The sequence below is a fragment of the Falsiroseomonas oryziterrae genome (assembly GCF_021864505.1).
In the GTDB taxonomy this organism is placed as follows: domain Bacteria; phylum Pseudomonadota; class Alphaproteobacteria; order Acetobacterales; family Acetobacteraceae; genus Falsiroseomonas; species Falsiroseomonas oryziterrae.
The window spans coordinates 27457-47079 of the sequence record NZ_JAKJIB010000003.1 but is presented as its reverse complement, the minus strand read 5'-3'; the positions used below and the strand labels follow the sequence as shown (position 1 = coordinate 47079).

The 19623-nt window shown below is 70.8% G+C and carries 15 protein-coding genes; 6 read left to right on the top strand and 9 right to left on the bottom strand.

Annotated features, from left to right (window positions below):
• Window positions 1-2: 2 nt before the first annotated feature.
• Window positions 3-1385 (bottom strand): M20/M25/M40 family metallo-hydrolase, encoded by a 1383-nt coding sequence (locus L2I40_RS00910; protein WP_237212972.1) that lies wholly within the window; start codon window positions 1383-1385, stop codon window positions 3-5.
• Window positions 1386-1556: 171 nt separating this feature from the next.
• Window positions 1557-2756: a patatin-like phospholipase family protein gene (locus tag L2I40_RS00905; RefSeq protein WP_237212971.1), complete on the bottom strand. Its 1200-nt coding sequence runs from the start codon at window positions 2754-2756 to the stop codon at window positions 1557-1559.
• 238 nt (window positions 2757-2994) lie between these two features.
• On the opposite strand from L2I40_RS00905, the gene L2I40_RS00900 reads away from it, so the two are divergent.
• Window positions 2995-4011 carry a helix-turn-helix transcriptional regulator gene (locus L2I40_RS00900; RefSeq protein WP_237212970.1) on the top strand — a complete coding sequence of 339 codons (1017 nt, stop codon included), beginning with the start codon at window positions 2995-2997 and terminating at the stop codon, window positions 4009-4011.
• Here the strand turns inward: L2I40_RS00900 and L2I40_RS00895 are convergent.
• Both L2I40_RS00895 and L2I40_RS00890 read right to left on the bottom strand, forming a co-directional pair.
• Entirely contained in the window at window positions 3998-7060 is a 3063-nt protein-coding gene (locus tag L2I40_RS00895; protein ID WP_272910916.1) for an efflux RND transporter permease subunit, read from the bottom strand. The two genes, L2I40_RS00900 and L2I40_RS00895, sit on opposite strands and share 14 nt — an antisense overlap.
• Window positions 7057-8136 carry an efflux RND transporter periplasmic adaptor subunit gene (locus L2I40_RS00890; RefSeq protein WP_237212969.1) on the bottom strand — a complete coding sequence of 360 codons (1080 nt, stop codon included), beginning with the start codon at window positions 8134-8136 and terminating at the stop codon, window positions 7057-7059. The genes L2I40_RS00895 and L2I40_RS00890 overlap by 4 nt, the downstream gene beginning before the upstream one ends.
• A gap of 196 nt (window positions 8137-8332) precedes the next feature.
• Here L2I40_RS00890 and L2I40_RS00885 point away from each other — a divergent pair, with 196 nt between their 5' ends.
• Window positions 8333-9376, top strand: a complete 1044-nt coding sequence (locus tag L2I40_RS00885; protein WP_237212968.1) for an AI-2E family transporter — start codon at window positions 8333-8335, stop codon at window positions 9374-9376.
• 11 nt (window positions 9377-9387) lie between these two features.
• Here the strand turns inward: L2I40_RS00885 and L2I40_RS00880 are convergent, their stop codons facing one another.
• Window positions 9388-10413 carry a patatin-like phospholipase family protein gene (locus L2I40_RS00880; RefSeq protein WP_237212967.1) on the bottom strand — a complete coding sequence of 342 codons (1026 nt, stop codon included), beginning with the start codon at window positions 10411-10413 and terminating at the stop codon, window positions 9388-9390.
• A gap of 547 nt (window positions 10414-10960) precedes the next feature.
• Here L2I40_RS00880 and L2I40_RS00875 point away from each other — a divergent pair.
• Together L2I40_RS00875 and L2I40_RS00870 are read left to right on the top strand one after the other, a co-directional pair.
• A complete protein-coding gene (locus L2I40_RS00875) occupies window positions 10961-11947 on the top strand; it encodes a helix-turn-helix domain-containing protein (RefSeq protein ID WP_237212966.1) in 987 nt (328 codons plus the stop codon).
• A 15-nt stretch (window positions 11948-11962) separates the two neighbouring features.
• The gene (locus tag L2I40_RS00870) at window positions 11963-12976 is read left to right on the top strand and encodes a Bug family tripartite tricarboxylate transporter substrate binding protein (RefSeq protein ID WP_237212965.1); all 1014 of its coding nucleotides are present in this window, start codon (window positions 11963-11965) and stop codon (window positions 12974-12976) included.
• Window positions 12977-12984: 8 nt separating this feature from the next.
• On the opposite strand, the gene L2I40_RS00865 is transcribed toward L2I40_RS00870, so the two are convergent.
• On the bottom strand, window positions 12985-13605 hold the full coding sequence (locus tag L2I40_RS00865; RefSeq protein ID WP_237212964.1) for a MarC family protein: 621 nt from the start codon (window positions 13603-13605) through the stop codon (window positions 12985-12987).
• A gap of 229 nt (window positions 13606-13834) precedes the next feature.
• Here L2I40_RS00865 and L2I40_RS00860 point away from each other — a divergent pair, with 229 nt between their 5' ends.
• Both L2I40_RS00860 and L2I40_RS00855 read left to right on the top strand, forming a co-directional pair.
• A complete protein-coding gene (locus L2I40_RS00860) occupies window positions 13835-14905 on the top strand; it encodes a Kelch repeat-containing protein (RefSeq protein WP_237212963.1) in 1071 nt (356 codons plus the stop codon).
• A 157-nt stretch (window positions 14906-15062) separates the two neighbouring features.
• Window positions 15063-16046: a Bug family tripartite tricarboxylate transporter substrate binding protein gene (locus L2I40_RS00855; RefSeq protein ID WP_237212962.1), complete on the top strand. Its 984-nt coding sequence runs from the start codon at window positions 15063-15065 to the stop codon at window positions 16044-16046.
• A gap of 26 nt (window positions 16047-16072) precedes the next feature.
• Here the strand turns inward: L2I40_RS00855 and L2I40_RS00850 are convergent, their stop codons facing one another.
• From L2I40_RS00850 to L2I40_RS00840, 3 genes are read right to left on the bottom strand one after another with little or no spacing between them, the layout of a single operon-like run.
• On the bottom strand, window positions 16073-16468 hold the full coding sequence (locus tag L2I40_RS00850) for an acyl-CoA thioesterase (RefSeq protein WP_237212961.1): 396 nt from the start codon (window positions 16466-16468) through the stop codon (window positions 16073-16075).
• A gap of 25 nt (window positions 16469-16493) precedes the next feature.
• Window positions 16494-17732, bottom strand: coding sequence for a thiolase family protein (locus tag L2I40_RS00845; protein ID WP_237212960.1), 1239 nt, complete (start codon window positions 17730-17732; stop codon window positions 16494-16496).
• Window positions 17729-19582 carry a feruloyl-CoA synthase gene (locus L2I40_RS00840; protein WP_237212959.1) on the bottom strand — a complete coding sequence of 618 codons (1854 nt, stop codon included), beginning with the start codon at window positions 19580-19582 and terminating at the stop codon, window positions 17729-17731. Before L2I40_RS00840 ends, L2I40_RS00845 begins: the two co-directional genes overlap by 4 nt.
• Window positions 19583-19623: the final 41 nt, after the last annotated feature.

Below are 19623 nucleotides of genomic sequence, written 5' to 3'. Positions count from 1 at the left end.
GGTCACTTGGAAAGCGCCTCCAGGATGCGGACCCAGGAGCGGATGCCCTTGTGGAAGCTCTGCAGGTTGTACTTCTCGTTCGGGCTGTGGATGCGGTCATCCTCCAGCCCGAAGCCGGCCAGCACCACGTCCATGCCGAGTGTTGTCTTCAGCAGATGCGTCACCGGGATGGAACCGCCGGAGCCGATGAACACGGCCGGCTTGCCCCATTCGTCCGAAAGCGCCCGGCGCGCCTTTGCGAAGGCCGGGTCAGCGTCGGGGAAGCGGATGGCGCGACCGGCGCCGTGCTCGATGAACTCGACGCGGCAATCGGCTGGCACACGCGCGCGGACATGCGCGCGGAACGCTTCGCGGACCTTGTGCGGGTCCTGGTCGAAGACCAGCCGGAAGGACACCTTCGCCGAAGCCTTGGCTGGAATGACGGTCTTGAAACCGTCGCCCTGGTAGCCGCCGCCCATGCCGTTGATCTCGCAGCTCGGGCGCGACCAGACCATCTCGAGCGCGTCGCGTCCCTGCTCGCCTGCCGGCAGCGAGAGGCCGACGACGCCGAGGAATTTCTCGGCGGTGAAGCCGAGTGTCTTCCACTGCTCGCGCAGGGTCTCCGGCAGGTCCGGCACCCCGTCGTAGAAGCCGGCCAGCGTGATGCGCCCCCGGTCGTCGTAGAGGTCGGCAAGGATCTTCGCCAGGATGCGGTTCGGGTTGGCCGCGGCCATGCCGTAGAAGCCGGAATGCAGGTCGCGGTCGGCGGCATGGATGATCACCTCCTCGCCGCACAGGCCGCGCAGCATGGTGACGATCGCCGGTGTCCGCGGATCCCACATGTTGGTGTCGCAGATCAGCCCGATTTCCGCCTTCAGCTCCTTGCTGTTCGCCTCGAGGAAGCCAGGCAGGCTCGGGCCGCCACTCTCCTCCTCGCCTTCCAGCAGGATGCTGACCGGGATGGGCAGCCTGCCTGTGACCGCCTTCCAGGCCCGGCAGGCCTCCACGAAGGCCATCAGCTGCCCCTTGTCGTCGGCGCTGCCGCGGCCTCGGATCACCTTGGTGCCGTCCGGCATCGCCTCGATGACGGGGTCGAAGGGATCGCGATCCCAGAGCTCGAGCGGATCGACAGGCTGGACGTCGTAATGGCCATAGAACAGCGCCGAGGGCCCCGCCGCGCTGCGGTCATGCGCGACGACGATCGGATGCCCCGGCGTAGGTCTCGCGGCGGCCTCGAACCCGATCGAGCGCAGGTCGGCCGCATGCCATTCCGCATTCGCGGCACAGTCCTTCGCGAAGGCAGGGTCGGTCGAGATGGACTTGATGCGGAGGACATCGAACAGGCGCTGGATGGCCGCGTCGAGGTCCCTGTCGACGCGTTCGAGCACCCGATCAAGATCGCTCATGGGATCCCGCCTCAATGTTCCGGCCGCCAGGGCGCCGTGTGCTCGGCCTCGCCCTCTGCTCCGGCCGTAGAGTAGCCCCGGCCGCGCTCTGGTGATCCGCGACGCGTCCCAGCCTTGTGCAATCTGTCCGTCCCGCCGGCGATCGGGCAGCGGCCGGCGCCGGTCGCCCCGTCATGGCGGGGCCGGCGCAAGCAGCGTGACCGGCGGCGGCGCATTCCGCCAGCTGCCGGGGTCGCGGCCGCGCGCCCGGCCGTGTTCGAAGAGCGCCTGCATGTAGCTCGTATCGAAGGGTTCAGGGCGGGGGGCCTGGAAGTCGCCGCCGATCGCCTGCAGGCGGAACGCCACCCCGTCGCGCAGCGCGGTGAGATAGATGGCGTTGACGTCGTTGACGCCGGAGAAATGCAGCAATGTCCGCGCAGAGCGTGTGGCGATGCTGAAGATGCCTCGCGGTCCGTCCGCCGCAACGACGTCGATCCGTCCGTTGCGGATCACCCAAGCCGTCCGCTCCCGCACCAGGCCCGCCCGCGCCCATGCCTCGCGCGGCACCAGACCCTGCGGATACAGGAAGACCTGCATGGCGGCTCCGCCATCCACATGCATCTCCTCGAAGCGCCGGCCGCCATGCTCGACCTCGATGAGCACGGGCGGGAAGGCGCCAGGGATGGAGGCTGAGGCCAGCAGGATACTGCGGAACAGCTCCAGTGCACGCGGGTGCCCGCTCGAGGCGATAGCGCCGATATTCCAGATGACCGGGCGGCCGACGTCGAGGTTCACCGTCCCGATCAGCAGCAGGCGCCCGCGGGCGTGCTCGGCGGCGATGGCGGCCAGCATCGCCTCATCCGCATGGCGGCCGATCAGCTGGGCCAGGGGGCTCGTATCCGCGATCGCCTCGCGGAACAGCAGGGCGACTGCGATCCTTCCGAGGCGCAGCACGTCCGCGGGCGCAATCTCGGTGAACAACTCGCGCAGGCGGTCGTCATAGGCGGGACCGAGGAAGGCAAAGGGCGCGATCAGCGCGCCGGCCGAGATGCCGGTCACCAGGCTGAAGCTCGGCCGCGTCCCGGATTCGGTCCAACCTGCCAGAATGCCCGCGCCGAACGCACCGTCGTCGGCGCCGCCCGAGAGTGCGAGGAAATGGGTGGGGGGCAGGCGGGCCCCGCCAGGCCGGGGAGCGTCCTCCTCCCGTCGTTCCAGCACCTGCGCCAGGTAGCGCCTGAGCGGCGCCGGATCGCCATCCCCCCAGAAGCGCGCGTCAGGCACGTCGAGAATGCGGAGGCCCTCCACCTCCATGGGCGGCGGCGGCGGCAAGCGGACGATGCTGGCGCAGCCCGCCAGGACCAGCGCCAGGACGAGGAGACCAAGGCGCAGCACGGTCAGATCCGACGCGGCCCGAAACCCCGGCCGCACCATGCCGCTCGCCCGCATGTCGCCCCCCGATTGACGCTGCAGTTTGGCCATGCCGCCGGCCCGGAGCTAGAGGTCATGTGGGGGCTTCGGATGCGCAACGCGTCCCCGCCTTGCGCCAAGCATTCCAGGCCGCTGGCCCGCCATGGCATGCCATCCGGAAGGTGCGGTATTTCTCCGGAGTATTCTGGGGAGAGACCCGCGCTTGCCAGAACCAGGCGCCGACATGGCCCGAGAGGCGCCAACGGGCACCGGACGACACGGCCGGGAAGAGCGCTTCGGCCTCGACACCGACGACCTGCCCGCGCCCATACGCTTCGATGCCTGGCGGGCCTTCTGGCACCCCGCGGTGCTCGCGGCCTTGCCGTGCGGACACGCCGGCGACTTCCACGCCCGGGCGACGCTTCGCCGTCTCGGCCGCCACGTGCTGGTCGAGGTCGAGTCCGACCCGGTCGACTATCGCCGCGCGCGAACCCAGGGACTCCGCGACGGGTTCGATCACTGGTTCGTCGGGCTTGGCGTCGACGCCAACCGACAGCCTCGCACGCTGTGGCTCGGTTCGCTCGGCAGCGGCTTCGGGCTGCGCCATGTCGGCGGAGGCTGGCTCGGCGTGTTCGTCGCGCCGGAGCGCCTTCCGCAACTGGCCGCCGTCTTCGCCGCGCAGCGCGCCGTGCCGCTGACCAGCGCTCCGGCGCGCATGCTCGCGGGGATGCTCCCACGCATGATCGCGTCGCTCGACGAGATCACGCCCGAGGAAGCGCCGCGGCTCGAGGCCGCCCTCTCCTCGATGCTGTCGGCGTGCCTGCTCGGCTGGGATCTCCGCCCCGCTTCCACCCGCGCGCAGCTTGAAGCCGCGCGGCGCGCCCGCGTGATCGGGCTCGTGGACAAGTCGCTCGGCGACCCCGATCTCACTCCCGCCGAGCTGGTGCGGCTGGCAGGCATTTCCCGCTCCGAGCTGTACCGTTGCTTCGCGCCGGCGGGCGGCCTGGCGCGGGTCATCCAGCTCCGGCGCCTGCGGCGTGCCTATGCCGAACTGGCACGTCCCGACGGGCCCGCTTCAGTCAGCCGGATCGCCGAATCCGTCGGCTTCTTCGATCCGTCGAACTTCACCCGCGCCTTTCGCCGCGAATTCGGCTGCACGCCGAGCGAGGTCGTCGCACGGCGTGCGCCGGTGGCGATGCAGCCCGCACCCGGCCTCGTCGCGGCGCTCAGCCCCGGCTGACGTGCGCCTCGCCGCGCTCGAGGGCAATGACGTAAAGGGCGGGCAGCACGATCAGCGTCAGCAGCGTGGCCACGAGCAGCCCGCCCATGATGGCGAAGGCCATCGGCCCCCAGAAGACGGTCGGCGCGATCGGGATCAGCCCCAGCACGGTGGAGAGCGCCGTGAGCAGCATGGGCCGGAGCCGCGACGTCGCGGCCGCCACCACCGCCTCGCGCAGCGGTAGCCCGTCGGCGCGATCCTGATCGATCTGCACGATCAGGATCACCGCGTTCTTCGCGATCATGCCCAGCAGCGCGAGGATGCCGAGGATGGCGACGAAGCCGAGGGGCCGATCGAAGGCAAGCAGCGCCATCACCACGCCGATCAGCCCGAGCGGCAGGATGGCCACGACGAGCGCCAGCCGCGCGAAGCTCTGCAGCTGGAACATCAGGGCCGTCAGCATCACGACGATCATCATCGGCACCACGGCGATGACCGAGGCGCGGCTGTCCGCGCTCTCCTCCGCGATGCCGCCGAGCTCGATCGCGTAGCCCGCCGGCAGGCGCGCGCGCAGCTCCGCCAGACGCGGCTCGACCTCGGCCACCACCGTGTCGGGCAGCACGCCAGGGCGCACATCGGCCTGCACGGTCAGGGACGGCACGCGGTCGCGGCGCCAGACGAGCGGATACTCCTGGCCGTACTCGAAGGTGGCGAACTGGCCGAGCGCGACCGTCCGTCCGCCCGGGATCGGTACCTGCATCGTCAACAGCGTGTCGAGCGAGAGCCGCTCCGCCGCCGTGGCGCGGGCAAGGACGTTGACCAGGTAGATGTCGTCGCGGATCTGCGTGACGACGCTGCCGGTGATCACCGCGTTCAGCGTGGAGGCGACGGCGGCGGAGGAGAGGCCGAGCTGCCGGGCCTGCTCCTGGTCCACCATCACGCGGAGCTGCCGCGCCGGCTCCATCCAGTCGAAGTTCAGGTTCCGCGCACCGGAGCTGGCGGCGAGCACCTGTGCCACGTCGAACGCGATGGCGCGGATCGTCTCGGTATCGGGGCCGACCACGCGCCATTGCAGCGGCCAGCCGACCGGGGGACCAAGCTCCAGGGGAGAGACGCGTGCGGTAGCGGCGGGGAACTGCTCCGCCAGCAGCGCCTCGAGCCGCGGCTGGAGGCGCAGCCGGGCGTCGAGGTCCTTCGCCACCACCACGGCCTGGGCGAAGAAGGGATTCGCGAGCTGGGCGTTCAGCGGCAGGTAGAAGCGGATCGCGCCGCGGCCGACATAGGTGCTCCAATGCGCGACGTCGGGATCGGCAGCGAGCGCGGCGTCCAGCCGCTCAGCCGCTTCCTGGCTCGCGAAGATCGAGGCGTTCTGGGGCAGCGCGATGTCCACCAGAAGCTCCGGCCGGTCGGAGGAGGGGAAGAACTGCTGCGGCACGAAGCGCACGGCATAGAGCGAGATGGCGAAGGCCGCGACCGCGACCGCGACGGTCACCCAGCGCAGCCGAATCGCGAGTTGCAGGAAGCCGGCATAGAAGCGCAGCACGGCCCCGGGTGGCGGCGCGGCAGTACCCTCGGCCGCGGCCTTCGGTGCCTTCAGGATCGCCATGCCCATCAGCGGCGCGAAGAGCACGGCGACAAACCAGGACACCACCAGCGCGATGCCGACCACGGCGAAGATCGAGAAGGTGTACTCACCGGCCGAACTCGCCGCGAAGCCGATCGGGATGAAGCCCGCAATGGTCACCAGCGTGCCGGTCAGCATCGGCGCGGCCAGCGTGCGGTAGGCGAAGGTCGCCGCCTGGTCCTTGCTGTCGCCGGCCTGGAGCCGGCGGATCATCGCGTCGATCGTCGTCATCGCGTCGTCCACCAGCAGCGTCAGCGCGATGATCAGCGCGCCGAGCGAGATGCGCTGCAGGTCGAGCCCAGCCAGCATCATCAGCGGGAAGACGATGGCGAGCGTGAGCGGGATGGAGAGCGCAACCACCGCCCCGGCGCGCATGCCGAGTGCGATGAAGCTGACGATCATGATGATGACGATCGCCTGCCACAGACTCTCGGTGAAGTCGCCGATCGCGGTGTCAACCGTCTCGGCCTGGTCGGCGACGAGGAAGGGCTCGATGCCGATCGGCAGGTCGCGCTCGATCAGCCGCATTTCGCGCCGCAGGTTCTTGCCGAGGGCCAGGATGTCGCCGCCCTGGCGCATCGCGACCGCCAGCCCGATCGCGGGCTGGCCGTTGACGCGGAACATCGGCTGCGGCGGGTCGGCGAATCCGCGGCGGATCTCAGCGATGTCGGTCAGCCGGACCAGCCGGTCGCCGGCCACGAAGGAGACGGCGGCAAGGTCGGCCTCGTTCTGGAAGGCGCCCGAGACGCGCAGCGCCAGCCGCTCCTCCCCGGTCTGCACCAAACCGGCGGGGCTGACCGCGTTCTGCGCCTGCAGCGCGGCGATCAGCGATGGGTAGTTCAGCCCGAGCCCGGCCAGGCGTTCGAGCGAGAACTCGACGAAGATAACCTCGTCCTGCGCGCCGAGTATCTCGACCTTGGTCACGTCCGGCACGCGCAGCAGACGGGACCGCGCGGCCTCCACCTGGTCGCGCAGTTCGCGCCGGCTGAAGCCGTCGGCGGTGAAGCCGAAGATGATGCCGAAGGTGTCGCCGAAATCGTCGTTGAAGCCGGGGCCGATCACGCCCTGCGGCAGGGTGTGGCGCATGTCGCCGACGCGCTTGCGCACTTCGTACCACATGTCGGACACCACGTTGGGCGGCGTCGAGCCCTTCAGATCCACGAAGATCGTCGTCTGGCCGGCGATGGTGTAGCTGCGAAGCCGCTCGAGGTTCGGCGTTTCCTGCAGGGTGCGCTCGATGCGCTCGGTCACCTGCAGCAGCGTCTCCTCGATCGTGGCACCCGGCCAGGCGGCGGAGACGACCATGGTACGGAAGGTGAAGGCCGGGTCCTCGTTGCGGCCGAGGCGCATGAAGACCAGCGCGCCGGCGATGACCGCCACCAGCATGAAATAGAGGACGAGCTGCGGCCGCCGGATCGACCACTCGGAGAGGTTCGGTCCGATCACGGGGCGCGGTCCAGCAGCCGCACCTGCTGCCCGGGCCGGAGCGCCTGGACGCCCGCGGTCACCACAACCTCCCCGCCGGTGAGACCGGAGGAGACGATGGCGCGCGCCGGGTCATGGCGCAGCACCTCGACCGGGCGGAGCGCCACGGTGCGGCTCGTCGTGTCCACCACCCAGACGGCCGGCAACGCGCCCTGGCGCGTCAGCGCGCTGGCCGGGATGGCGTAGCCGGCGCCGCCCGCGACCTCCATCCGCCCGGTCACGGTCGAGCCGAGGCGCAGGCCGGGCGGCGGGTCGATGAGGCCGATGCGCACCCGGAAGGTGCCGGTCACCGGATCGGCGCTCGGCGAGACCTCCCGTACGCGGCCCGTGGTGCGCACCGAAGGGTCGAGGGTCAGCGCGACGCTCACGACGACGTCGGGCGGCGCGATGTCCTTGACCAGGGGCGGCACGTCGAAGACCGCATCGAGGCCTTCCTGGCGCGCGAGGCGCACGATCATCCGCCCCGGCGCCACGACCTCACCGGGCTCGGCGCCGCGAGCCGTGACGGTGCCGGGGGCATCGGCGAGGAGCTCGGTGTAGCCCAGGCGGTTCTCGGCGATGTTGACCTGGGCCTGGGCGGAATCCACCGCGCTCGTTGCGGTCTGCAATTGCTGCGCAGCCTGGTCGTAGCGCTGGCGCGTGCCGAAGCCGGTGCGCAGCAACTCCGCCGCGCGGACGTAGTTCGCCCGTGCCTCCCGCATCTGCGCCTGGGCCGCCGTCAGCGAGGCGCGTGCCGCGCGCAGCGAGTTCTCCTCGTTGGTGCGGTCGAGACGCGCGACCACCTGGCCGGCCGTGACGCGGTCGCCGACATTGACCAGGCGCTCCACCATGCGCCCGTCGATGCGGAAGCCGAGATTGACCTCGGTCTCGGCCTGGATGGTGCCGGTCAGGCTGACAACGGTGGGCTCGCCGCGACCTTCGACCGTCGTGACGCGCACCGGGCGCGGTTCGGGCGGAGGCGGTGCGGGCGGCTCGCTGCAGGCGGCGAGCACCAGCAGAAGGCATGGCAGGGCTGCAGCGCCCGTGATCCGGTCCATGGCCCCTTCCCCGCACCGTAGGTGCCCGAAGGTAGCGCCGCGCCCGCTGCGGTTCACCTGCGCTTTGTCCCGCCCCTGGGCCCGGCGTCCCGACCCCGCCCGCGGGCCGGGCAGCACGGCAGCCTGGACAGTAGACAGGAGCGGAACGACCCTCGGCCACCAAGCGGCCGGATGTCAGGCTGCGCCAGGGACCACCATGCCGCTGACCCGCCTTCCAAGCCTTCTGCTGACGCTCACCTGCTTGGCCATCCTCGCCGCGGCGCTCTCGGTGGCGCAGTCGGTGGTGGCGCCCGTTGTCTTCGCGGTTTTCGTGATCGCCCTTGTCTGGCCGCTGCAGGGACGGTTGCAGCGCAGCATGCCAGCCGCCGCCGCCACGGTGCTGACCCTGCTGGTCGCGCTCGTCACGCTGATCGGCCTGGCGCTGATGGTGGCCTGGGCCTTCGGCCGCGTCGGCGCCTCGGTGGTGGCGAACGCGGCGCAACTGCAGGCCTTCTACGCCGCGCAGGTCGCCTGGGCCGAGTCGCGGGGGATCGAGGTGGCCGGCGTGCTCGCCGCGCAGTTCGATGCGCGCTGGCTGGTGCGCGTGGCGCAGACGGTGCTGTCGCAGCTTCAGGGCATGCTGAGCTTCATCCTGCTCACCCTCGTCTTCGTGCTGCTCGGGCTTCTCGAGGTCGACGCAGCGCGCGCGCAGATGCTGCGGCTCGGCCCCGGTACGGCGGCGGCCCTGTTGCGCGCGGCCGAGCGCACGGCGGCGAAGCTGCGCGCCTACATGATGGTGCGGACGCTGATGAGCGTGCTCACCGGTCTCGTCGTGTGGGCCTTCGCCGCGGCGATCGGGCTGGAGCTCGCCGCGGAGTGGGGCGCCATCGCCCTCGTGCTCAACTACATCCCCTTCCTCGGCCCGCTGATCGCGACGCTCTTCCCCACCCTGTTCGCCGCGCTGCAGTTCGGCTCCTGGGGGACGGCTCTCTTGGTCTTCGCGGGGCTGCAGGTCGTGCAGTTCCTGGGCGGCAGCTACATCGAGCCGCGGCTGACGGGAAAGAGCCTCGCCGTCTCCCCCTTCCTTGTCCTCGTCTCGGTGTTCGCCGGCGGCTTCATCTGGGGCATCCCCGGCGCGCTGATCGGCACGCCGGTGCTGATCGCCGCGCTGACGCTCTGCGAGGAGTTCCCAACCAGCCGCCCGTACGCCGAGCTGCTGTCCGGCCAGGAGCCTCGGACGGAGGGCGAGCGGGAGGGCTGAACGGGTCCGCGCTACAGCCCCTCGATCAGGGCGTCGAGGTCGAGGGAGGACCGCACGCCGATCGCCGCCGCATGCTCTGCCAGGAAGCGCTCGGCCGCGGCCCGGCCGGCGTCGCGCAGCCAGTCCAGGAACGCCCATTCGGCGTTGAGCTTGGAGGAGTAGCCGAGGCCCACCACCACGTCGTTGCGCACGACGTGAAGACGCATCCGCGCCCAGGCGGCACCCTCGGTCGCGCCGGGATCGGCCACCTTGCGGAGCAGCGCCATCATCTTCAGCTCCTTCAGCGCCACCGCGTTGAAGGAGATTTCGTTGACACGGTCGAGGATGTCGCGTGCGCTGCGCGGCGTTCCAGGCCGCTCGATCGGGTTGATCGGCACCAGGATCGTGTCGTCGGACTGCAGTTCCGTCACTAGCGGCACGAGCGTCGGGTTGCCGGCGAAGCCGCCGTCCCAATAGGGCTCGCCGTCGATCTCCACGGCCTGGAAGAGTTGCGGCAGGCAGGCGGAGGCGAGCAGCGCCTCGGTCCGCAGATCGGCGTTGCGGAAGATACGCGGCCGTCCGGTCCGCACATTGGTGGCGGTCACGAAGATCCGTATCGGCCCGTCGCGCAGCGCGGCGAAATCGACGCTTTCCTCCAGCACCCCGGCCAGCGGGTTGCCGCCGATCGAGGGCAGGTCATAGGGGGAGACGACGCGGGCCAGCAGATCCATCGCGAGGAAGGCGGGCGAATTGTCGAGCGTCCAGCGGCCCAGCATGCGGTCGACCGGCCCGCGCTGGAAGGGGCTGAAGGTGGCGGCGCGCGAGACCCGGCGCCAGAAGGCCTCGAGCGCCTGCCGCGCGCCGGGTCGCCCGCCTTGCGCATATCCGCTGGCCAGCACGGCCGCGTTCATGGCCCCGGCCGAGGTGCCGGAGACGCCTTCGATGTCGAGCCACTCCTCCTCGAGAAGGCGATCCAGCACGCCCCAGGTGAAGGCGCCGTGGGCGCCTCCGCCCTGCAGTGCGAGGTCCACGCGCACCGCGTCGCGCTGCGCCATCATCCCTGCCTCGCCGTGTCTGCGCTGGCCATCCGCGCCTCGGCCGCCAAGTGCACGACGATCGCGAGCGGCGTCCCGCCGGGTTGGTGCCGTGGCCAGTCCATCATCGCCGCCTCCGCGAAAGGGTTGGGGCAGCCCGGCCCATCCCGCCACCGACCATCCGGAAAGACCACCTGGCCGGCCGGGGGGACATGCAGGTCGAGCAGGCAGCCCGAAGCTATCCCGCGCGGGCGGCCCAGGCGTCGGCGTCACGTCCCGGCCCTGGACGCCCCATCCCGGCCGCCATGCGCGGCGGGCGGCAGGTGCTCAACATATCGTCCCGGACAGGGGTAGGCCAGGCGTGCCGATCTTCGGCGCCGCGTCCCTGTGGGGGGAGGCAACGGGCACGGGCCGGATTTCCGTTCACTTGCAGGCCCCTGACCGGCTAGGGGAGGCCATGCTCGATTCAATCGTGCCAGGGGTCGTCATGGACGGCGCGGGCGGTGCGGCTCTGCCGGCACCGCCCTTGGGCCAACTCATGCTGCAGCCTCTCCATCAGACGACGCGGGGCGTGGCGCCGCAACGCCAGTTCGATTTCTGGCGGGAGGTGAACTCCGGCCTGGTGGATTACGCGGCCCCGGCGGACAGGCCGCCCGCCTACGACGTGCACGCGGCAACCTGGAAGTTCGGCGGCCTGGCGATGCTGGTCGCCAAGACGCCGGCCGGGATCTACAGCCGCTCCCTGGCGCAGGTGCGGCGCGACGGCATCGACCACTGGTCCTTCACCATGGCGCGCAGCGGCCGAAGGACCTACCGCACCGGCGACCAAGTGACGGCGATGCGCCAGGGCGAGCTTTATCTCCACACGCTCGGGCAGCCCTTCGACGCGGCACGCACGGCGTCGAGCTGGCTGCATCTGTACGTGCCGCGGAGCGACCTCGGCCGAGCTGCCGCGACGCCCCGTCCGGGCGAGGTGCTGGCGCTCGACACGGCCGGCGGACGACTGCTGCGCGACCATCTGGTGCTCCTCGCCGAGGAACTCCCCCGGATGACACGCGCCGACGCCGAGCGGATGGCGGAGGCGACCCGCGCCCTGGTCGCCCTCGCGCTCGCCGGCGGTCCCGAGCGACCCGAGGCCGCCACGCCCGCCCTGATGGCGGCGCAGGCGATGCAGGTGCGTGCGATCGTGCGCGCGCAGCTCGGCTCGGCCACGCTCGGGCCGACGCGGCTCTGTCGCATGACCGGGATCTCGCGCTCGCAGCTCTATCGGCTGTTCGCGCCACACGGCGGCGTGGCGCTCTTCATCCAGCGCGAGCGCCTGGCCGCGGCTTTCCGCGCGCTGTCCGACCCGGCCGATAGTCGTGGGGTCTCCGAGATCGGCGCAGCGGTCGGCCTCTTCGACGCATCGAGCTTCAGCCGCATGTTCAGGCGCAGTTTCGGCCTCTCCCCGCGCGAGGTGCGTGACGCCGCGCGTACGGGGGCCGCTCCCCGGCCCGCGGCGACGCTCCTCGGCGCGGGCGCGCCCACGAGCTTGCGCCAGCTGTTGCTGGCGATCTAGCGCCGGGCGGACGCCGTGCCAGACGCCATCGGACAGGAGCGGCGTGACGAGACGGTCGGCGGACGCACCGCCATCCGGCGGCGTGCTCTTGGCGCAGCCGCCGTCGCGCTGGCGGCCCGGCCCAGCCAGGCGCAGCCTGCCGCGCGGGGCATCCGGCTTGTCGTGCCCTCGGTGGCCGGCAGCACGCCCGACCTCGTCTGCCGGCTGCTGGTGGAAGGGATGCGCCGTATCCTTGGCCCCATCGCGATCGAGAACCGTCCGGGCGGCTTCGGCACGGTCGGGCTGGCGGAGGTGGCGCGGGCGCGACCGGACGGCATCACGCTCGGCTACGTGAATGTCGTGACCATGGCGATCAACCAGACGGCCCTTCGACGCCAGCCCTTCGTCGTGGACGAGGTCTTCGCGCCGGTTGGCCTGCTCGGATTCGTCCAGAACGTCATCGCCGTGCGCCGCGAGATGCCGGTGTCCACGCTGCCGGAACTGCTCGACTTCGCGCGACGCGCACCGGCGCCGCCCGGCTACGGGTCACCGGGCCTCGCGACCACCGGCCATCTGGCAATCGAACTGCTCACCGCGATGAGCGGGGCACCAATGCTCCACATTCCCTATCGCGGCAGCCCACAGATGCTGGAAGCTCTGCTGCGCGGCGAAGTCGCCATGGCGTGCGACAACATCTCGTCCTTCGCTGCGGCGCTGCGCACCGGAGACGCCCGGGGGCTCGCCGTCACCGGGGCACTCCGGTCCGTGCATTTGCCGGAGGTGCCGACGGTCCAGGAGACCGGCTGGCCCGGCTTCCGCATCACCTCCTGGGGAGGGCTGGTCGTGCCCGCCGCCACGCCGGCTGCAGCGGTCGCCGACCTGAATGCCGCCGCGAACGCCGCCCTGGCCATGCCTGACGTTGCCGCACGCCTCGCAGCGCTCGCCTTCGAGGTCACGCCGGGCACGCCGCAGGCCGTGTTCGACCTCGCGCAGCAGGAGCGCCCGATGTGGGCCGACCTGATCCGGCGCACCGGCGTGACGTTCGACTGACCATCGCGTCATCCGACCAGGCTTTGCCTGACACCTTCGAGCGCGATCTGGGCTGCGAGGCCGGCCAGGAGCACACCGAGCACACGTCCGATGACGTGCCCGCCAGTCTTGCCGAGCAACCGCGCGACCCGGCCCGCGGCAAGCAGGCAGACCAGCGTCAGGATCAGCACCAGCACGAGCGCGGCGAAGACGCCCACGAGCCGGGCGGTATCGCCCTGCGCCTCCTGCGTCATCAGCACCATGCTCGTCATGCCGCCCGGTCCGGCCAATAGCGGGATCGCCAAGGGAAAGACCGAGACGTCGTGCTCCTCGGCGCCGGCGCGCTGTTCCTCAGGCGTTGCGCGGAGGAAGGTCTGCCCCATCACCATGTCGGCGGCGAGCAGGAACAGCAGGAGGCCGCCCGCGACCTTCATCGCCGGCAGGCCGATGCCAAGCGCGCGCAGCAGCCAGCCGCCGAGCACCGCGAAGACCAGCAGGACGAGCGCCGCGATGACCGTCGCCCGGATCGCCTGGCGTCGCTTCTCGGCCTCGGTGTTGGTCGTGGTCATCGCCGCGAAGATCACGGCCGTTCCCACGGGGTCGACGATGACCAGCAGCGCGACGAGGGCGAAGCCGAAGCTCTCGATCATGGTCCCCCGACTGCAGCCGCGCGATGCCGGAACGGCAAGCGGTGATCGGTGTCCTGGAACGCCCCGCACAGCGGGCGAAGCCACGGCAGGACTGTGCCGGCCCTGCCGCGGAGGCAGCGCCAAGGCCGGGGGCGGGTCCGGCCGGCGACACCGATCCGCCCGCCGGTAGCCGACATGCTCCCGGTCATGGTAGCGATCCGTATCGTTCGCAAGTTCCGGAGACGACCTCATGGCGATGCATCGACGCGGCCTGCTCGCTGGCGGCTTCGCGCTTGCCGCTGGCCCCGCCTTGGCGCAGGGCAACACGCATGCGCACCAGGCGGGCCAGTTCGAGCGTCTGAACCAGCCCGGCCGCATGGACCTGCCGGATCTGCACCACGCCCACGCCGTCACCGACAGCCCTGCTCCGCGCGCCGCGCGGCAAGGCGCCTGGCGCGCGCTTGCCCCGCTTCCGGTCCCGCGGACCGAGATGGCGTGGGCGGTCGAGTATCGTGGCCGCATGCACCTCGTCGGCGGTTATGCCGAGCAGCGCGTGGACCGTCCCTACCACCACGCCTACGACCCGAGGACGAACAGCTGGGCGGAGCTGCCGCAGGTGCCGCGCGGCGCCAACCATGTCGGCGTCGTGACCCATGGCGAGCGGCTTTACGCCTTCGGCGGCTTCCTGGAACAGAACCGCACCCCGCATGACGGCGCCTATGCCTTCGACGGGGAGCGCTGGCATACGCTGCGTCGCCTGCCCGAGGCATGCGGCGCGATGGCCTGCATCGCGCTGGGCGACCTGATCCACATCATCGGCGGCGCCATCGGCTCCGACAACCGTCGGTCGATCGACTGGCACCTGGTCTACGACCCGCGCAGCGATCGCTACGCCCGCCGCCAGCCCATGCCGCTCGGACGCGACCATGCCGGGATCGTCGCCGTGAATGGCGTGATCCATCTGATCGCGGGACGCGTGGACACCTTCCACACCAACTCGAACCTGCATCACACCTACGACCCGCGCACGGACCAGTGGACCTTCCGCGCGCCGATCCCCACCGCGCGCTCGGGCCATGGCTGCGTATGGTACCGCGACCGGATCTTCTGCATGGGTGGCGAGGGGACGAACCGCGTCTTCGGCCAGAACGAGGCCTACAACCCTGCGACTGACAGCTGGGAGGCCTATGCGCCGATGCTCACGCCACGGCACGGCATGGGCGCTGTGGTGATCGGCGATGCGGTTTACGTGGCCGGCGGCGGCCCGCAGATGGGCGGAGGCGTGAAAAGCGCGATCAACGAGGCGTTCACCCTGGCGTGATGACCGGCGCGGCGGACACCGTGGTCGCAGCAGTCCATCGAAGGCCCCGTCGGCGCTGTTGCAGTTCGGCGTTCGCCGGAGCCGCGCCCAGAGACTGAGTCGGGACCGCCCGGCCTTCACGTGTCGCCAGACTGCCCAGACGCGAGGAGCGACGAACATGAGCACGATGACGCGGCGCGCCGCACTCGCGTTCGGGGCAGGCGCCTTGGCCGGGGTGCCGACCCGCCTCCATGCACAGGCAGTGCCTCGGAACGTGCGGATGCTGGTCGGCTTCGCCGCGGGCGGGCCCACCGACCTCGTGGCGCGGCTCTACGCGGAGCGTCTACGCCCGACCTATGCGCCCGGCGCGATCGTCGAGAACCGCGCGGGTGCGTCCGGCCGGTTGGCTTTGGACGCGGTCCGCACATCGGAGCCCGACGGCACGACGCTTCTGATGTCGCCCGCCAGCGTGATGACGCTGCAGCCCCACATCTTCCCGCGCGAGGCACGGCATGATGCGCTGACGGACTTCGTGCCTGTCTGCACGCTATGCGACTTCGCCTATGGCATCGCCGTGCCGACAAGCCACCCGGCACGCAGCTTTGCCGAGTTGATCGCATGGATGCGGACCCAGAGAGGGCAGGAGGTGACCTTCGGCTCTCCGGGCGCTGGTTCCGGGCCGCATTTCGTCGGCGACATGGTCGGTCGCGCGGTCGGCGTGCGCATGAACCACGTGCCGTATCGGGGCGCCGCTCCCGCGGTGCAGGACGCCATCGCAGGAAACATCCCGTTGGTTGCCACCGTGCTCTCCGACATCGTGCCGCATCACGGCCAGGGACTGCGCGTGCTCGCCGTCTCCAGCCCGGATCGCCTGCAGCGCCTGCCCGACGTGCCGACCTTTGCCGAGAGCGGCTATCCGCACTTGACGATCAGTGAGTGGATGGGCCTGTTCCTGCCCGCCCGCACGCCGGCAGCCCTGGCTGCCGCGCTCTATGCCACCGTCGCGACGGCCGCCTCCACGCCGGAAGTCCGCCAGGCGCTCGATCGCCTCGAGTTCCAGCCAACCGTCAACGGTCCGGCGGAATTTGCCGCGCGCATCCGGCGCGAGCGCGACGGCTGGGCACGGGCCGTGCAGGAGAGCGGCTTCAGGCCGGAGACCTGAAGCCCGCCTTCGTTCGCCGGGCTGGGTCACGCGAAGGCGGCGATGACCTCGGCAGGAATGGGCGCGGAACGGATCCGCCCGGTTTCCGCGTCGCGCGCCGTCCAGACACGCGTCTCGAAGCCTTCGACGCCCAGCGTGCCGTCCTGCTTCAGGAGTCGGTGCACGACATCGAAGGAGGAGCGGCGAAAGGCTGTGACGCGGCTCTCGATGGTGACCTCGTCACCATAGGCGGACGGGACATGGAACCTGGCGCGCGTGTCGACCATCGGAATCCCCAGCACACCGAAATGCTTCGCCCAGGCGATCTTCGGCATACCGAGCGCCGCCTGGAACAGCGCCGCCGTCGATGCATCGAACATCGCGAAGAAGCGCGGGTAGAACACGATCCCCGCGGGGTCGCAGTCGCCCCATTCGATGGTCACCGCGCGGGTGTGGACAAGGCGCGGCTCAGGCGTGTCCATCGGGATTCTCCAGCAGGATGGCGATGCCCTGGCCGCCGCCGATGCAGGCGGACGCGATGCCGTAGCGCGCGCCACGACGCAGCAGTTCGCGCGCGACGGTGAGCGAAAGGCGCACGCCGGTGGCCGCCAGAGGATGGCCGATAGCGATCGCCCCGCCATTCACGTTGAGCCGCGCCTCATCGAGCCCGAGCAGCCTTGCACAGGCCATGACCTGTGCGCCGAAGGCCTCGTTGATCTCGATCAGCGCGATGTCACCCAGGGCGAGCCCCGTTCGCTCCAGCAAGGCGCGGATGGCGGGCACGGGCCCGATGCCCATCACCTCGGGCGGGCAGCCGACCGCCGTGGCTGCGACCAGTCGCGCCAGCCTGGCGCGGCCCTTGGCCTGCGCAGCGGACGCGATCACGACGGCCGCCGCGCCGTCGACGACGGCGGAGGAATTGCCGCCGGTCTGCACGCCGCCGAAGGCGGGCCTGATCTTCGCCAGCTGCTCCACCGGCGACGGGCGCGGATGCGTGTCGGCGCCCACGCTTTCCACCTTGCGCGGCAGCACGATGCCGCGGTCCCGCATGCCTTCGCGGGCGAAGATCTCGTTGACGACCGGCACGACTTCCTCGTCGAAGAAACCGGCGGCGCGTGCCGCAAGGGCGCGCTCGAAGCTGCGCGACGCGAAGGCATCCACCTCCGCGCGGGAGATGCCATGCCGCCTGGCCAGCTCCTCTGCCGTGCCGCCCATGGTCAGCCCGCAGCCCGGGTCGAGCAGCGCCTCCCACAGGAAATCCTTGAATTCGACGGGAGCGCCAAGGCCGAAGCCGCCACGATGCGTGTAGGCGGCGATCGGGTTGCGGCTCATGCTCTCGGCGCCCACGGCCAGCGCGAAGCCGGCACCCTGTCGGTCCACGGCGGTCGCCGCCTGGGCGATCGCCTCGATGCCGGTGCCGCAGACCCGCTGCACCAGCAGCGCGGGGACAGCGACCGGGACACCGGCGTAAAGGCCTATATGGCGCGGCAGCATATAGGCGTCGAAGCTGGCCTGGGCGACCGACCCTGCGACGACGTATCCGATCTCCACTCCGTCAATGCCGGCCCGGCCAAGCGCGGCGCGCGCCGCCTTGATCCCCAGGTCTATGGGCGAGACGAGGCTGAGCGGACCGCCAAGATCTGTGAAGGGCGTGCGCGCGCCAGCGAGAAGCCAGGCATCGTCCCAGCTGGTGTGCAAGGCCGTCATGCGGGCTCTCCGACGAGGATGACGTGCGGCGGCGGCGCCTCCGCGTAGAGCTCATCCACCAGGCTTGCACGCCGCGTGAGCACGGCACGCTGGTTGATCGACGCCTTATCGGTCAACTCGCCCGCCTCCATGGAGAGAGGGTCGGTCAGCAGCGTCGCGCGTGCGATCCGCTGGCTGCTGGCGGCAGCCCCGGCTCCGAACTCCGCCAGCTTCGCGGCCAGCAGGGCGCGCAGGCCAGCATGGGTGGCGGCGTCCTCGCCCCTCGGAACGACGGCGGCCACAGCGTCGGCCTCGGGGATCAGGATGGCCGTCAGCATGTCGCGATCCGGTGCGGCGATCACCGCATCCTTCACGAAGGGTGCGAGCGCGGCGACGAGACGGGAGCGCAGCGGGCCGACGCTGACCCAGGTGCCGCTCGAGAGCTTGAAATCCTCCGTGATGCGACCGTCGAAGCGGAAGCCCTTGTGCAGATCGGATGGGTCAAGCGGCACGAGCGCGTCGCCGAAGCGATACCAGCCCTCCTCGTCGAAGGCGGCTTCGGTGGCAGCGGGGTTCCGCCAATAGCCCGGCGTGATCGAAGGACCCCGGACGCGCGCCTCGAGCTTCTCGCCGACCGGTGCGAGCTTGAGTTCCACGCCTGCGACAGGCAGCCCGACCGCGCCGGATTCGGAGTAGTCCTCCCGTACGCAGATGGCGAAGGGCGCTGTTTCCGTCGCGCCGAGGCCGGTGATCATCGGGATCCTCTCGCCGCGCTCCGCCAGCGCGAGCGCATCGAGTTCGTCCCAGATATGCTGCGGCAGGCCGGCGGAGGAATAGAACATCATGCGCAGGCGCGAGAAGAAGGTGGCGCGGAGGGTCGCATCGGCCCTCAGCGCCTGGGCAAGCTCCGCGAAGCCGAGCGGGACGTTGAAATGGATATGTGTTGCGATCTCGCGCAGGTTGCGCAGGGACTCGGCGTAGCGGCCTGCCACCGGACGCCCATCATCCATGTAGAGCGTGCCGCCGTTGTAGAGCACGAGGCCGAAATTGTGATTGCCGCCGAAGGTGTGGTGCCAGGGAAGCCAGTCGAGCAGGACCGGCGGTTCCTCGGCGAGGAACGGGAAGGCCTCTCGCAGCATCTGCTGGTTCGAGCAGATCATGCGCTGCGTGTTCACGACGCCCTTGGGAACCCCGGTCGAACCCGAGGTGAACAGGATCTTTGCGGGCGCATCCGGATCGATCGCCGCAGCCGCACGTTCCACCGCGGCGGTCGGCACGGTCGAAAGCAGGTCGCCGAACAGTGTCGCGGGGCGCCCCTGCGGCGGGTCGTGCGAGACGACAAGTTCGGCGCCCGGCGGGCAGGTCGCCGCGATCGCTTCGGCAAAGCGGCTGCCGTCATCGGCGAAGACGAGCCCAGGCGCCACGAGCGACATGCAATGGCGCAGCTTCGTGAAGTCGCGCGCGACCAGCGAGTACGAGGGCGAAATGGGCGCCACCGGCACGCCCACATGCAGCGCGGCAAGCTTGAGCACCGCCTGATCGAGACAGTTGGCCGACAGGATGGCGACCGGCCGCTCCGCGGACGCGCCGCGGTCCAACAGCGCCTGGCCGACTGCGCGAACGGCGTTGAGCGTCTCCGCGTAGCTGATCCGCCGCCACGCCCCTCCCTGCGTCGGATCGCGGCGGGCTATCAGGGTGCGATCGGGCGCCTCCGCGGCCCAGTACTCAAGCCGTTCGGTCAGGCGCCGCGGATACGGCCCCAGCACACCGAGCGGCGTGACCAGCATGCAACCATCGTCGCGCATGCTGATCGAGACCGGCCCTGGCCCAAGCGGCGCCCGCAACGCCTGCGGCTCGTTGACGCTGGACATCGACTCCCTCCGGCGCTCCGTGGCGCAGTTGGACGAAATAG

What these genes read in the sequence shown, in the direction of transcription:
- L2I40_RS00910 (WP_237212972.1), bottom strand. Translation starts at nt 1,385, where the DNA reads ATGAGCGATCTTGATCGGGTGCTCGAACGCGTCGACAGGGACCTCGAC.
- L2I40_RS00890 (WP_237212969.1), bottom strand. Translation starts at nt 8,136, where the DNA reads ATGGACCGGATCACGGGCGCTGCAGCCCTGCCATGCCTTCTGCTGGTG.
- L2I40_RS00885 (WP_237212968.1), top strand. Translation starts at nt 8,333, where the DNA reads ATGCCGCTGACCCGCCTTCCAAGCCTTCTGCTGACGCTCACCTGCTTG.
- L2I40_RS00880 (WP_237212967.1), bottom strand. Translation starts at nt 10,413, where the DNA reads ATGATGGCGCAGCGCGACGCGGTGCGCGTGGACCTCGCACTGCAGGGC.
- L2I40_RS00865 (WP_237212964.1), bottom strand. Translation starts at nt 13,605, where the DNA reads ATGATCGAGAGCTTCGGCTTCGCCCTCGTCGCGCTGCTGGTCATCGTC.
- L2I40_RS00860 (WP_237212963.1), top strand. Translation starts at nt 13,835, where the DNA reads ATGGCGATGCATCGACGCGGCCTGCTCGCTGGCGGCTTCGCGCTTGCC.
- L2I40_RS00855 (WP_237212962.1), top strand. Translation starts at nt 15,063, where the DNA reads ATGAGCACGATGACGCGGCGCGCCGCACTCGCGTTCGGGGCAGGCGCC.
- L2I40_RS00845 (WP_237212960.1), bottom strand. Translation starts at nt 17,732, where the DNA reads ATGACGGCCTTGCACACCAGCTGGGACGATGCCTGGCTTCTCGCTGGC.
- L2I40_RS00840 (WP_237212959.1), bottom strand. Translation starts at nt 19,582, where the DNA reads ATGTCCAGCGTCAACGAGCCGCAGGCGTTGCGGGCGCCGCTTGGGCCA.